At 55.7% G+C, this 14,288-nt stretch carries 11 protein-coding genes; 8 read left to right on the top strand and 3 right to left on the bottom strand.

Going from position 1 to position 14,288, the window contains the following annotated elements:
* Positions 1-2 precede the first annotated feature (2 nt).
* Together VN577_10815 and VN577_10810 are read right to left on the bottom strand one after the other, a co-directional pair.
* Positions 3-1,667, bottom strand: coding sequence for a B12-binding domain-containing radical SAM protein (locus VN577_10815; GenBank protein ID HWR15314.1), 1,665 nt, complete (start codon positions 1,665-1,667; stop codon positions 3-5).
* A 66-nt stretch (positions 1,668-1,733) separates the two neighbouring features.
* Positions 1,734-2,381, bottom strand: coding sequence for a YceH family protein (locus VN577_10810; protein ID HWR15313.1), 648 nt, complete (start codon positions 2,379-2,381; stop codon positions 1,734-1,736).
* A 45-nt stretch (positions 2,382-2,426) separates the two neighbouring features.
* Here VN577_10810 and VN577_10805 point away from each other — a divergent pair, with 45 nt between their 5' ends.
* The 8 genes from VN577_10805 (at position 2,427) to treS (ending at position 13,095) form a co-directional block, all read left to right on the top strand.
* Positions 2,427-3,110 carry a TetR/AcrR family transcriptional regulator gene (locus VN577_10805; protein ID HWR15312.1) on the top strand — a complete coding sequence of 228 codons (684 nt, stop codon included), beginning with the start codon at positions 2,427-2,429 and terminating at the stop codon, positions 3,108-3,110.
* A gap of 4 nt (positions 3,111-3,114) precedes the next feature.
* A complete protein-coding gene (locus VN577_10800; protein ID HWR15311.1) occupies positions 3,115-4,461 on the top strand; it encodes a TolC family protein in 1,347 nt (448 codons plus the stop codon).
* 10 nt (positions 4,462-4,471) lie between these two features.
* On the top strand, positions 4,472-5,461 hold the full coding sequence (locus VN577_10795) for an efflux RND transporter periplasmic adaptor subunit (GenBank protein HWR15310.1): 990 nt from the start codon (positions 4,472-4,474) through the stop codon (positions 5,459-5,461).
* Positions 5,451-6,410: an ABC transporter ATP-binding protein gene (locus tag VN577_10790; protein ID HWR15309.1), complete on the top strand. Its 960-nt coding sequence runs from the start codon at positions 5,451-5,453 to the stop codon at positions 6,408-6,410. Before VN577_10795 ends, VN577_10790 begins: the two co-directional genes overlap by 11 nt.
* Positions 6,407-7,354, top strand: coding sequence for an ABC transporter ATP-binding protein (locus VN577_10785; GenBank protein ID HWR15308.1), 948 nt, complete (start codon positions 6,407-6,409; stop codon positions 7,352-7,354). The genes VN577_10790 and VN577_10785 overlap by 4 nt, the downstream gene beginning before the upstream one ends.
* On the top strand, positions 7,354-8,487 hold the full coding sequence (locus VN577_10780) for an ABC transporter permease (GenBank protein ID HWR15307.1): 1,134 nt from the start codon (positions 7,354-7,356) through the stop codon (positions 8,485-8,487). The genes VN577_10785 and VN577_10780 overlap by 1 nt, the downstream gene beginning before the upstream one ends.
* A 5-nt stretch (positions 8,488-8,492) precedes the next feature.
* Positions 8,493-9,626 (top strand): ABC transporter permease, encoded by a 1,134-nt coding sequence (locus VN577_10775; protein ID HWR15306.1) that lies wholly within the window; start codon positions 8,493-8,495, stop codon positions 9,624-9,626.
* Between the two features lie 100 nt (positions 9,627-9,726).
* The gene (treS, locus tag VN577_10770; GenBank protein ID HWR15305.1) at positions 9,727-13,095 is read left to right on the top strand and encodes a maltose alpha-D-glucosyltransferase; all 3,369 of its coding nucleotides are present in this window, start codon (positions 9,727-9,729) and stop codon (positions 13,093-13,095) included.
* Positions 13,096-13,411: 316 nt separating this feature from the next.
* Here the strand turns inward: treS and VN577_10765 are convergent, their stop codons facing one another.
* Complete coding sequence (locus VN577_10765) at positions 13,412-14,275, bottom strand: helix-turn-helix domain-containing protein (GenBank protein HWR15304.1); 864 nt, start codon at positions 14,273-14,275, stop codon at positions 13,412-13,414.
* Between the last annotated feature and the right edge of the window lie 13 nt (positions 14,276-14,288).

Here is a 14,288-nt window from a genome sequence, read left to right as displayed (position 1 = left end):
TTCTAGACCGTCGTCCAGTGATGCCGCTCGATGAACGTGGGGGGCTCGTACGTGCGGCCCTTCGCCAATCGCCGGTCTTCCAGCTTTGACGAGATCAACAGCACCGGGCCTACCACCGCCCGTGTCAGCCGCGACATGAATCCGAATTCACCCTCCACTTCCTTGCGGAGGTCACGAATCTTCTGGCTGACCGCCGAATTCACGTTCTTCAACCGCTTCTCCATCGCCCACAGCGCCGCGTTGTAGGTTGTCCGTAGGTTCGCGACTTCGTCTTCAAACCGTGCCCTGACGCGCTTGTCCGGATCGTTCTTGTGCCGCTTCCATCCTTCGAGCATGGTTCGCGAAATGCGGTACACGCTTGGTCCATTTGTGTCGAAGTCGTACTTGAACGCCCAGTCGAGGAAGTTCTTCGACTGCTCGCGCGAGATCGCCGAATGTTTGAAGTTGAACTTGAATTGTCCGTGGATATCGGCCAAGTCCACGCCGTCTAGCATTCGCCCTTCGTCGGACATCTGTTTGAACAGCGGCGTCCCCGGAACCGGCGTGTAGAGCATGAACTGGTGGAAGTCCGTCCCGTGGCTCACGGCGTACTCCACTTCCTGTCGGATGTTCTCCGGCGTGTGATGCTCCAGGCCGACGATCGTCGACCCCAGCAGCTTGATTCCGTGCGCACGCAGTTCCTTCACTGTCTTGATGGTGTCCGCGTCTTTTAGCTTTTCATATTTAGAATTCGGGGACTCCAGACCCATCCATACCCACGAAATCCCAAGCTCAACAAGCTCCGTAATCGTGTACTGCCTGATGGCGTTCATCGACGAGAACACATATAACGCCCACGCTTTATTGCCCTTACGCATGCGGTCGAGCAGTTCCATCGCGCGCGGACGGTTCAGCAGAAAGTTCTCGTCCATCATGAAGAACGAACTCACGCCGAGTTTCCGCTCCATGTCCTCCATTACTTCGAACAACCGCTCGCCGGTTTTCATGAAGTGAACGGCTTTACCCTTGCCGCCGAAAAACGCCGACGTGGTGCAGAAATTGCAGCCCATCGGACATCCGACAGAAGGAATAATCGTTGCCGCTGTCTGGCCGCGCCGTTCGGGAATTGGAATCCCCATCACGCGCATCTTGAATCCCGAAACTATGGCAGGATGCTGCACCGGCGCGGTCTCGTCCTCGCCGAGATAACGGCGCATCCAGGAAATGCCCTCGCCTCTCACGATGTGGTCGGCGTCGATCATGTGGCTGAGTCCGGGGATCGCCGCCACGTGTCCGCCAACTATGATCGTGGCCTTCGGCGCAATCTTCCGCACGCGCTTACACATCTCGCGAACTTTTCCGACGTTCGCGATGATGGAAGAGATACCAACCACGTCGTAGTGATTTTCGAGCAACTCGCACTCGAACTTTTCCAGGGTAGGGAAGTCCAGCACCGTGCAGGGCGCGGAGATGTTGCGCTGGATCATCATGATGCCCCACGAGCGGTGGAACATACGCAACGAGAAGCTGCCCTGCGCGCGCGTCACCTGGTTGTGGTAGAGCTCCATCGGATTAATGAAGCGGCTGCCATACTCATCGTCGCGAGCGTAGGGACCAAAAACGGAGGTAAGAAGAATACGTGCTTTCGTGCCTTTGGGATGAACGGGGAAAGATGGCGATGTTGTCACGATCCGATACTACGAAGATGATCAAGTAGTTATCGGTGACAAGACAAAAGTATTACATTTGCGCAATTACTCGAAAACCTTCTTCATCTCGGCAATTTGCTGTCTCAGTTCCGCCACTTCCTGGCGAAGCGTGGAGACCTCGCCCTCCAAATGGACCAGTCGATCATCCGAAACCGCTTGAGTCGGGGGTGCTGCTGCGGGAACCTCGTATGACTCGATGTCGCCTGAGAATAGGTGCATGTAACGCGCTTCCTTGGTTCCGGGTTGACGAGGCAGCACTTTCACGAGCGATGGTTCGCGCTGCATGAGTTTCTGGAGCGTCGCCTGCACATCGGCAAGATCTTCGAACTGGAACATTCGCTCGGTGCGTCCACGAAGTTCGCCCGGAGTTTGTGGCCCGCGAAGCAGGAGGACGCAGATGATCGCCGTTTCGCGCCGAGTAAAGTTGAAGACCTCCTGCATGCGGTGTTCGTACTTGGTGACCCGCGAATCTGCACTGCTGGTAGGACCAGCCAACCTTTTCTCCGCCAATGAACTGAGAGCATCGCGCACGCTGTTGTCGTCGAGTTCCATCACCGGCTCACGGTTCGACTTCTGATTGCATGCGTTTACGAGGGCATTCAGTGAGAGAGGGTAGTAATCCGGAGTGGTGATGTCCTTCTCCATCAAGGAGCCGAGCACGCGGATTTCCACTGGACTGAAAATGAGATCCATCAACGTTACCTTACCACTCTCACAAAAATGACTTGACAACTAAATATGACCAATAGTCAAATATGGACTGTGGTCATTAAGCCAAATTCGACATCCCTCGCAACGCCGGTCGGGCGGCGCGAGCGGAAGCGCAATGAAACTCGCGACAAGCTGTTTCACTCAGCTCTGCAACTCTTCGCGAAGAACGGATTCGCCTCCACGCGGGTGGAAGAGATCACCGAGGCCGCTGATGTGGCAAAGGGGACATTTTTCAACTATTTCCCGAGCAAAGATCACGTCCTGCTTTATTTCGCTTCGCGCCAGATCGGCCGCGTCGAACTATGCCTGGAGCAGGCCACCGCTGGCGAAGAGCCGATTCGCAAATTAGTACGCTCCATGGCAGAAGATCTTCTGGTCTTGCCGTCAAGCACGCCCGAACTTGCGCGCAGCATGCTGGCTTCTTTCATGAGCAGCGAGGAAGTGCGCAAGGTGGTGCGGGAGCAGATCGCGGACCGCGGACGGCGGATACTCGCGCAGATTCTTGAAATAGGTCAGTCACGAAATGAAATTCGGACCGACATGGAAGCTTACGAACTCGCGCGCACATTTCAGCAGTGCATGTTTGGAACGCTCCTGCTCTGGTCACTGCATCCAGCAGAGCCGATCACGGGAATTCTGAAACGGACCTTCGAAGTCATGTGGAGTGGAATGCGGGTACCCATGCCGGTAAAGACGCAACGAAAGAAGTAACCGGATGTTGCCTGAAGCGAGAATCAGCATGTATCGAATCGGACTTAAGCTAACAGCTATCTTTCTGGTTGCAGTGCCGGGTTGGTCACAGACAGCGCCGTTGCGCTTGACGCTGGAAGATGCCATCCAGCGCGGATTGAAGTCGAACTTGGCGGTGCTTGTCGCCGACAGTCGGGTGGCCGAGGCACGTGGTACCGCAGAGCGACGCCAATCAGCACTTTATCCGCGGGTACGCATAGACACGCCGATAACCATCCAGACTCGCAACCTGCGTGCACAGGGAATCAGCTTTCCGGGGCTTCCCGACGTAGTGGGGCCTTTCACTACCTACGATTTTCGGGCAAGCGCGGATCAAAGCATTTTGGATCTAACCGCGCTTCACGCATCGCGGGCTGCGAAGGAGAGCGTCAAGGCGGTTCGCAGCGATTATCAGGATGCTCGGGATCAGGTGATACGGAATGTCGCCTCCTTGTATTTGAGTTGCCAGTCGGCAGCGGCGCTTACCGAATCTGCGAAGTCTCGAGTCGATACGGCGCAGGTGCTATATCAGCTTGCTCTTGATCAGAGAGACGCGGGTGTCGCGACCGGGATCGATGTGCTCAGGGCGCAAGTTCAGCTAGCTCACGAGAAGCAGGGCTTAGTTCAGGCCAGCAACGCCGCGAAGGAAAGCCTCCTGGTGCTGGCACGCAACATTGGGCTCTCTCCGGGAACCCCTATCGAACTCGCAGAGAAGCTATCGGCGACGAACGTCCCAATGCCCACGCCGGAGGAGGCTCTCGCCAACGCATTGGATACGCGTCCTGATTACCAGGCGTTGGCAAAACAACGCGATGTTCTGAATGAACAGGTGAAGGCGTCAAACGCGCGTTTCTATCCACGCCTGAGCGCAAACGCAAACTACGGAGGGATTGGGCGCACATTCTCCCAGATAACGGGAACAGGTGCAGCGCAACTCTCGCTTTCTTTTACCGTGTTTGATCGCGATCGGCAGGGAGAGCGGAAAGAACTGGAAGCACGTCTTGATCGAATTTCGAGGCAAGCCGCTGACATGAAACTCGGAATTGAGCAGGACATCCGGCAGGCTCTTCTGCGCCTTGACTCCGCGACGGAAGAGGTAACGGTTGCAGTTGCGGGGCTCGACCTCGCACAGAAGGAACTCGACCTTGCGAAATATCGATTTCAGAACGGCGTGACGAACAACGTGGAAGTCGTCAACGCCCAGGATTCACTTGCGCGAGCCCAGCAGAACCACATTGTGGCCCTGACACATCACGCAGACGCTCGCATCATGCTGTCTCGCGCACTTGGCAATACCGAGAACACTTACTCGCAATACTTGGGATCGCACTGAGGAAACATCAATGAAACGCGTGATTATTCCCATTGTGCTCATCGCTGCAATTGCTGCCGGCATTTTTGCGTACCGTCGCAGTAGTAACGGGAAGCAACCGAAAGATCAGGTCGTCCTTTCGGGCAACATTGAAGCGCACGAAAGCGTAGTTGGTTTCCGTACTCAGGGCCGGATCGTTGAGCTTCCGGTCCAAGAGGGCATGACGCTCAATCGCGGAGACCTCATCGCCAAGTTGGACGACTCCGATTATCGCCAACAGGTAGCCATCGACGATGCCATGATCCGCACGCGCGCGGCCGAATTACAACTTGCCACGGCTGGGGGGCGTGATCAGGACGTTAGGGCCGCCGAACAGGCCGTCGCAGATGCCAAGGCAGATCTTGAGCTAAAGCGGATTGACTTCGAGCGATATGACTCTCTCTATAAACGAGACGCGATCTCGGCCCAGACGCGCGACGCAGCCGCTACGGCGCTTAAGCGATCGCAGGCGAACCTCGCGAGGCTGCAAGAGAACCTTTCCGCAATCCGAGAAGGAACGCGAAAAGAGCAGATCGCGGTGAACCGCGCCAATCTGGCTGCAGCGAAACAGAATGCTGGGATGTCCAAAGTTCGGCTTGGGTTCACTGTTCTGGACTCGCCTATCAGTGGGGTGATCCTGGTTCGTCAGGCTGAACTGGGCGAAGTTGTCACTGCGGGAACTCCGGTGGTGAGTATCGCCGATCTCGACAACATCTGGGTGCGCGCGTATATCAGCGAAACAGAACTTGCGAAGATTCGGCTGGGACAGGAAGCTAGTGTCCACACAGATACGTATCCCGACAAGCGCTACAAGGGACGCGTGTCGTTCATCGCGTCACAAGCAGAATTCACGCCCAAGAGTGTGGAGACGCACAAGGAGCGGGTGGCGCTCGTTTACCGCGTGAAAGTTGCGGTTGAAAACCCAAACCATGAATTGAAGCCGGGCATGCCGGCCGATGTGACGATCAAATTTGCCAACTGAGATGCTAGAGCAGACCCAACTTGCGGTTGATGTGCATGGACTATCCCGCGCCTTTCCGGGAGTCCAGGCCGTAGCAGATCTTTCTTTTGATGTGAAGTATGGAGAGATCTTCGGCTTGGTCGGGCCTGACGGTGCAGGGAAGACGACTACCATGCGCATGCTTGCCGGAGTTCTCGCTCCGGATAAAGGGAAAGCAATCGTCGCCGGATACGACCTCGCCTTTCAGGCGGAGGCGGTGAAGCACCACATCAGCTACATGCCTCAGCGGTTCGGTTTGTATGAGGACCTCACGGTTGACGAGAATATTCGCTTTTACGCCGATATCTTCGGGGTGAAGCCCCAAGCGCGCGAGGAACGGGCACTGCAACTGCTTGAAGCCGCCGATATGCATCGGTTCCGTAAGCGACTGGCCGGCAAGTTGTCGGGAGGGATGAAACAGAAACTTGGCCTCGTCTGCGCACTCATTCACACCCCGAAGCTGATCCTGCTGGACGAGCCTACGAACGGCGTCGATCCAGTTTCCCGGCGCGATTTCTGGAAGATTTTGTACTCGCTTCTTGGTGAGGGTGTAGCCATTCTCACATCCACGGCTTATCTCGACGAAGCCGAGCGGTGCCACCGCGTCGCACTGCTGGATAGGGGACGTTTGCTCTTCTGCGACACGCCAGACTCGTTAAAGAAACATTTGCATAACTCGATTCTGATGGTCCAGTCAGATGATCCGCGTGGCGTGCGCGATGCGCTCTCGAGCGCGACAGGAGTCTCCAGCGCCGTGCTTGTAGGGGACGGCGTGCACTTGCTGGTGGATGACGCGCGACAACAGATACCACTGGTGAAGCGACTCCTTGAGGACAAGTCTGTGCCGCACTCCACGATTGAGGAGATCACGCCCAGTATCGAAGACGTATTTGTGTGGGCGGTGACTTCCGGACAAGAGGCAGGTCGATGAATGGCAACGGCACTTCGGTCGTGGTGCGCGACCTGACGAAGCGGTTCGGGGACTTCACCGCTGTGGATCACATCACATTTGAGGCGAAAAGCGGCGAGATATTCGGATTCCTGGGGCCAAACGGAGCGGGGAAGTCAACCACGATCCGCATGCTCTGCGGGCTCCTGCATCCGACCTCGGGAGTAGCCACGGTGGACGGAACCGACGTAGCAAAACAGCCCGAAATCGTACGCCAGAAGATCGGCTATATGTCGCAGAAGTTTTCGCTGTATAACGACCTCACTGTACTCGAGAACATTCGCTTCTTCGCTGGGATGTACAACGTGCCTTCATCGGTTTTTGCGGAACGAGCGAACTGGGCGCTGGAAATGGCCGGGCTGCAAGGGCGCGAGAACACGCTGACAGGAACGCTCGCTGTCGGCTGGAAACAACGACTAGCACTGGGATGCGCGGTGCTGCACAAGCCAAGAATCCTTTTTCTGGACGAGCCGACGTCCGGTGTCGATCCGATTTCGCGCCGGCAGTTCTGGGAGTTGATCCATCAAATGGCTGGGGATGGCGTGACCGTATTCGTAACCACGCACTACATGGATGAAGCCGAGTACTGCAATCGCCTGGTCCTTATCTACCGAGGCAAGATCGTTGCCTCGGGATCTCCCGCGGAACTGAAGCGAAACGCCATGCACGGCGAACTGTTGTTACTCGAGTGCGACAGACTGGCTGATGCCATTGATGCCTTGCAGGGGAGCGACGTCGTCGACGTAGCCGTGTTCGGCAACGCACTGCACGTGGTTGTAAATGACTCCAAAGTATCCGTTCCAGCGATCCAGCAACGACTCAAAGAGCGGGGCATCACGGTCGGGAAACTCGAAAAGATCCTTCCCAGTCTTGAGGATGTCTTCGTGTCACTGACAACGCGCGACCAAGTGCAGGAGGTGGCGTAATGCGCTACCACCGCCTTCGAGCGATTGCATGGAAGGAATTGGTGCAGATTTCCCGTGATTCACGATCGATTGCCATCGTGGTCATCATGCCTCTGGTGTTGATGCTGGCGTTCGGGTATGGCGTAAGTTTCGACATTAAACATGTGCGGACATACGTTTTCGACCGTGACGGCTCGCAGCAGAGCCAGGACTTCCTAAAGCGCCTCCAGGCTTCGGAATACTTCCATATCGTCCGTGGGGTCGAAACTTACCGCGATTTGATCGATGGTATCGATCGGGGAGACTGCGTGCTCGGTGTGGTGATAGCGCCAGACTTCTCGGAGAAGGTGAAGTCCGGCGGTATGGCTTCCGTGCAGGTGATCGTGGATGCGACGGACGCGAATTCCGCTAACGTGGCAATGAACTACGTTGAGGCGCTCGGTCAGGATTATGCGCGAAGAGTTCAAGCTACGTGGATTGAGAGGCGTGGGCAACGGTCGCCGGAAGCCTCTTTGAATATCGCCGCGCGCACTTGGTTCAATGAGGACCTGGAGAGCATGGCGAATATCGTTCCAGGAGTGATTGCCATCGTTATGGCGGTTGTCGGAACGTTCCTCACCTCGCTTACGATCGCTCGTGAATGGGAACGAGGCACAATGGAGCAACTTGTCTCCACTCCAATATCGCCCATTGAACTGATGATTGGGAAACTGGCACCCTACCTTGTTATAGGGTTGCTGGATACGTTCCTTTGCGCGGCGATTGGCGTGTGGTGGTTCCAGGTGCCGTTTCGAGGAACCTTGTCGCTATTCTTCCTTACGTCGGTTCTCTTCCTGCTGGTTGTGCTCTCCATGGGATACGTGCTGTCCGTGGTGATGAAGTCGCAGCTCGCCGCCAGCCAGATGTCGATGGTCGTTACGTTTCTGCCTGCATTCTTGTTGTCGGGATTTATCTTCCCCATCGACCAGATGCCACGCGTGATCCAGGTGGTCACGTATATTATTCCGGCCCGGTACTTCATGGCCATGATTCGTGCGGTGTTCCTGAAGGGAACTCCGATCGTGCTGCTTTGGACGAACCTGCTGGCGTTGATCATCTTTGCCACGGTGCTCGTGCTTGTCGCCACCCGTGCATTCAGAAAGCAGTTGGGGTGACCGCCATGTGGATGCGATTGTGGCAGATGCTGATCAAAGAGTTCATCCAGGTGTTCCGGGATAAGCGCACGCGATTTGTCCTGATAGGGCCACCGATTCTTCAGATGTTGATATTCGGCTATGCCGCCACACTTGAAATCAAGCATGCATCGACTGCAATTGTGGATTACGACAATAGCCCCGAGAGCAGGGAACTCATTTCCAGGATGGAAGGAAGCCCATATTTCGACATCCAGGTTCGTACCCAGGACCGGAATGAGTTGCACACATTGATTGATCGCGGGGATGTTGTGCTCGCCCTACAAATCAATTCTGGCTTCTCACGGGAACTTCAGAAGGGAGGGACCGCGTCGGTACAAGCGATCGTGGACGCGAGCAACTCGAATACGGCTTTGATTGCGGTTGGCTACATGAACCGGGTTGCGGCCGATTTCGCGAAGACGTATCAACAGGAATCCTTGGGACGAACGTCACCATTGATGGCGTCACAAATGCCATCTGTGTCAGTGGAGCACCGTCCCTGGTTTAACCCTGACCTGCGCAGCCAGTGGTTCTTTGTTCCCGGGGTGATGGGTAACCTAATGCTAGTCATCATCATCATCCTGACCGCTTTCGCCGTCGTGAGGGAAAGGGAGATCGGTACGCTGGAGCAGATCATGGTGACGCCGATCCGCCAGTCAGAGTTCATCCTTGGCAAGACGATTCCGTTCTTCTTGATCGGATTGATGGATGCCGCTCTTATTACTGCAGTCGGGACGCTCTGGTTTGGCATTCCTTTGCGTGGAAGTTTGATGGTGCTCACTGCTGGAACCGTGCTGTTCCTGCTCTGCATGCTTGGGACAGGGTTGCTCATCTCCACGGTTTCTTCCACGCAGCAACAGGCGATGATTTCGGCTTTCTTCTTCATCATGCCGGCGATCATCTTTTCGGGATTTTCATCTCCGATCAGCAGCATGCCCGAGTGGCTACAGATCGTGTCGTATGCGGACCCGCTTCGCTATTTTCTGGTAATCCTCAGAGGGGTGTATTTGAAGGGAGTTGGATTTTCGGTGTTATGGCCGCAGATGGCCAGCATGGCGGCATTTGCGTTGCTCATCCTGAGTTTCAGTATCCTGCGTTTCCGCAAGTCGCTCGATTAAAATACGGTGGGTCGGAATACGAGATTTAAAGCCGGCTGCTACCAATTTGTCTTAAACTGCATCCGAGTAGATCAGTCATTTCCCGGGCTTAATCCAAGACATGAACTTGCGCTCGAATCCCACTTGGTACAAAGACGCCATTATCTATGAAGTGCACGTACGCGCGTTTTACGACAGCGTAACGGACGGAATCGGAGACTTCATTGGCCTTTCCCAAAAGCTGGACTATCTGGAGGATTTGGGCGTAACGGCGATCTGGCTTCTGCCATTCTGTCCTTCGCCGCTCAAAGATGATGGATACGACATTGCAGATTACAACGACATCCATCCGTCTTATGGGACTCTGGGCGACTTCCAGAAATTCCTGAAAGAAGCGCACCGACGTGGCATTCGCGTCATTACCGAGTTGGTGCTGAACCACACTTCCGACCAGCACGTCTGGTTTCAGCGTTCGCGCCGTGCCGCGCCCGGGAGTCGCTGGCGCAACTTCTACGTATGGAGCGATACGCCAGAGCTCTACAAGGAAACACGCATCATCTTCAAGGATTTCGAAACCTCCAACTGGACGTGGGACCCGGTCGCAAAGGCCTACTACTGGCACCGGTTCTACTCGCATCAGCCCGATTTGAACTGGGACAACCCGGAGGTTCGCGACGCGATGTTCGCTGCCATGGACTTTTGGCTCGATATGGGCGTCGACGGGTTACGCCTTGATGCGGTTCCGTACCTGATCGAGCGCGAGGGGACAAATTGCGAGAATCTGCCGGAAACGCACCGGGTACTACGGGAATTGCGGACGCACGTCGATAAGAAGTACACCGGCCGAATGCTACTGGCCGAAGCCAACCAGTGGCCGGAAGATTCCGTCGCTTATTTTGGGACCGGCGACGAATGCCATATGGCATTCCATTTTCCCGTCATGCCGCGCCTGTTTATGGCGCTGCGGATGGAAGATCGCTATCCGATCATCGACATCCTCCGGCTTACGCCTTCTATTCCTGAGAATTGCCAGTGGGCGATGTTCCTTCGAAACCACGACGAGTTGACGCTCGAAATGGTCACGGACGAAGAGCGCGACTATATGTACCGGAGCTATGCCCACGATCGCCAGATGCGAATCAATCTAGGAATCCGGCGGCGACTGGCTCCACTGCTCGAAAACGACCGCCGTAAGATCGAGTTGATGAACGGATTATTGTTCGCTCTTCCAGGAACGCCTGTCATTTACTACGGCGATGAAATTGGGATGGGGGATAACGTTTATCTTGGCGATCGCAATGGTGTCCGTACGCCAATGCAATGGAGCGCCGACCGTAATGCAGGATTCTCACGTGCGAATCCGCAACGTTTATACCTGCCGGTCAACATCGACCCGCAATACCATTACGAGGCCATCAACGTAGAGGCGCAGCAAAACAATCCCCACTCGCTGCTCTGGTGGATGAAGCGCATGATTGCGCAGCGCAAGCAGTTTGCGGCGTTCGGGCGGGGCTCGCTGGAGTTTCTGCACCCCAGCAATAACAAGGTCTTGGCGTTTATCCGGCAGTTTGAAGACGAGAAGATTCTGGTCGTCGCAAACTTGTCCCGGTTCGCCCAGAGCGTAGAACTGGACCTTTCGCGGCACGCCGGTCTGGTACCGGTAGAGGTTTTCGGACGTAGCAGGTTTCCCGTTACCTCCGACCAGCCGTATTTCCTTTCTCTGGGGCCGAACGCCTTCCATTGGTTTCACATGCAGCCGAAAGAAGTGAGCCTGGAGTCGCTCGCGGTTGGTTCCAAGGATGAAGTCCCCACGCTTGTGGCTGAAGCAACTGAGGACGTATTTTCCTACTCCGCCTGGACGGGCGTGGTCCGTCTGCTGCCGAGACTACTTCCGAAGCGTTCCTGGTTTCTCGGCCGCAACCGGCACATTCGTGAAGTTTCATTGAAGGATGTAATCCCAGTCGGTGGGTCACGAGGGTATCTACTCTTAACGGACATCGAGTACACCGACGGGGATCCGGATACATATCTGGTGGCGCTGTCGCTCGTCTCTGGCGAGAAAGCCGACACGCTCCTGCGGGACAATCGAGAAGCAGTGCTGGCAAAAGTTGCCGGCATGTCGGCCGAAACGACCGTTCTTTACGGTGCGGTATTCGATACCGATTTCAGTAATTCGCTTCTTGGTGCAATGGTAAAGCGCCGCCGTTTCAAGAGCGATAATGGCGAGTTGAAAGCCGGCCATACGCGCGCGTTTCGCAAGGCATGGGGGCGGAAACGCTCTGACCTTGCCCCTCATCGCATTCCCACCGATCAGCCGAACTCTTACATCCGGTTCGGAGAAGATTTCACGCTCAAGCTCTACCGTCGGCTGGAGCCGGGACCGAATCCTGATCGCGAAATCATGGAGTTCCTCACGGAGCATACCGACTTCTGCAATATGCCGAGAGCCCTCGGCTTCCTCGAATACCAAGAGGCATTTGACGAGGGAGCTCAAGCCACAACCCTTGGTCTGTTGACTTCTTTCGCTAGAAACGGGACGAACGGTTGGGACTACATGCTCGATCACCTCGGCCTATATTTCGAACGTGCGCTGACGATACCTGCCGACGATTCGAGATTACGGGAAATGAATCCGTCGGTTGACTTGCTAACGGCCGCTTCTATGCCCGTCCCGGTTATCATGCGCGACCTGCTGGGGACGCGGCTCGATACGATCGGCCAACTCGGTAAGCGAACAGCGGAACTACATTCAGCGCTTTCCAGCAAGCCGGAAATCCCGGAGTTTACTCCAGAACCGTTCACCGACTTCTATCGGCACGGCCTTTATCACGGCATGCTCGGCCAGATTGGGCGAACGTTTGACGCGTTGCGGGTCCGCCATAAAAGCCTGACGGGCGCTCTGAGGGACGATGTCAACGAATTGCTCGGGCGCGAGTCGGACGTGCGCCGCCATTTGCAGGATCTGCGTGATGAGCGAATCTCGTGCAGCCGCATTCGCATTCACGGCGATTTCCATCTGCGCCATCTGCAGTTCACGGGTAATGATGTGCTCATCATGGATTTCGACGGTGAAGCCACGCGTCCGATGAGTGAACGTCGAATCAAACGTTCTGCCCTGCGAGATGTAGCTTCGATGATCCGCTCGTTCCACTACATCTCTTACGCGGTGCTGTATGGACAGGTGCCGGGTATCGTGGTCGCTTACGATCGCTTGCCGACACTTCAGCAGTGGGCCAATGCGTGGCGAACCTGGATGAGCGCTATTTTCCTGAAATCCTATCTGGAAAATGCCGGAAATGCCGAGTACCTTCCGGCGTCGGACAAAGAACGCAGAATTCTAATACGGTCGTACCTGATCGAGAAATGCTTGATTGAAGTTACTCACGAATTGGAGTACCGGCCCGACTGGCTACGAATCCCGGTGCGAGGGATCGTAGACCAGCTTCAAAGGATGTCCGGCGAGACTTCTCCCGGTGCGAAGCAATCCTAGGCAGCTTCCTGTTGGGAACTGTCGTTGGTCACATCGTTGACCAGTTCACGTTCGAGTTGAGAGAGCCTCCGGCGTATGTCGCGGAGTTCCGCTGCAAGCATGGTTTTGGCTGCACTTATCGAGTTAGAAACGCTGTGGATTCTGTTCTTGCGATCGGACTCAACGGAGGAATTAGCCGGCACTTTTTGTAACATCTGGGTACCCGTAAGCATGGCTTGGTGCAATGCAGCGCTGAAGACTAAAGATGCACGGATATGGGATTTGCGTCGCTTCTGCGTAAGTGAATTTTCACGACGTGTAGCGCTTTTCGGGAAGGTCAGGCGACTTCCTCCTGCGGCGGAGTTTCTTCGGCATTCGCATCGGTGATGGTGGTTACCAGTTCGTGGGGCGCAGAACCCTGTTCCGCAGCCTCGATGGCTTCTGCCAGAGGCACCTCCTCCTTCTCAGCCGGATTATGAACTCTCAGGTCCGCCAGATCACGTTCCAGGTCACGCACGAATTCGAAGTCACTTTCCGACGGTGCTGCGTTGCGCACGGGATGCATAACGCTGTTTCGGATGCGGTTTAACTTTGTGATTCGATCGAGCAGCTCTTTCTTCTGGTTCAGCAACGCCTTCGGCATGTACTTCGTGAGAACGGACCAGCGCTTGTCCAGAATCTCGCGCAGGTTGATCAGGTGCGTATAGCAGTATGGCTCGTCGGCGGGCTCGGGATCTTTTTCGAGCAGGGCCGCGCAATCTGCCCGGATGTTGTCCGGAACGCCGCTTCGCCACCACTGCTCCTCGCCGAACTCTGTGATAAACGCCTGCTTGAGGAAGCTGTGCAGGCGGACCTCTACTGTCCGGACCAGTTCGTACATATCGCCGAGCACGACTCGCGCACGGCGGTAATGAATGTAAATGCCCACATCCACTCGGTTGGCACGAATGCCACGCTTGCGCAGTTCGCGGCCGACGACCCCGGCAGAAGTAGAGCCTGTCTTCTTGATAGCTTCTTCGATTGCCGTTCGGGTTTCCGGAGGAAGAGAGAAGGCGATGTCCGACCGCCGCAACTCACCCTCGCCGATCTTCACGCAAAGGTATTGCATAACGGCGGCCGGAGTTGTCCGCATCTGCTGGGCGATTTGGGTCGGCGAGCATCCTTGCCGAAGTAGTTCGGCGGCTTGGTCTTTACGGGCCATGGCAGTTGTTGGA

The organism is Terriglobales bacterium (genome assembly GCA_035561515.1).
Taxonomy (GTDB): Bacteria; Acidobacteriota; Terriglobia; order Terriglobales; family Acidobacteriaceae; genus DATMXP01.
This window is presented reverse-complemented; position numbering and strand designations above follow the sequence as displayed.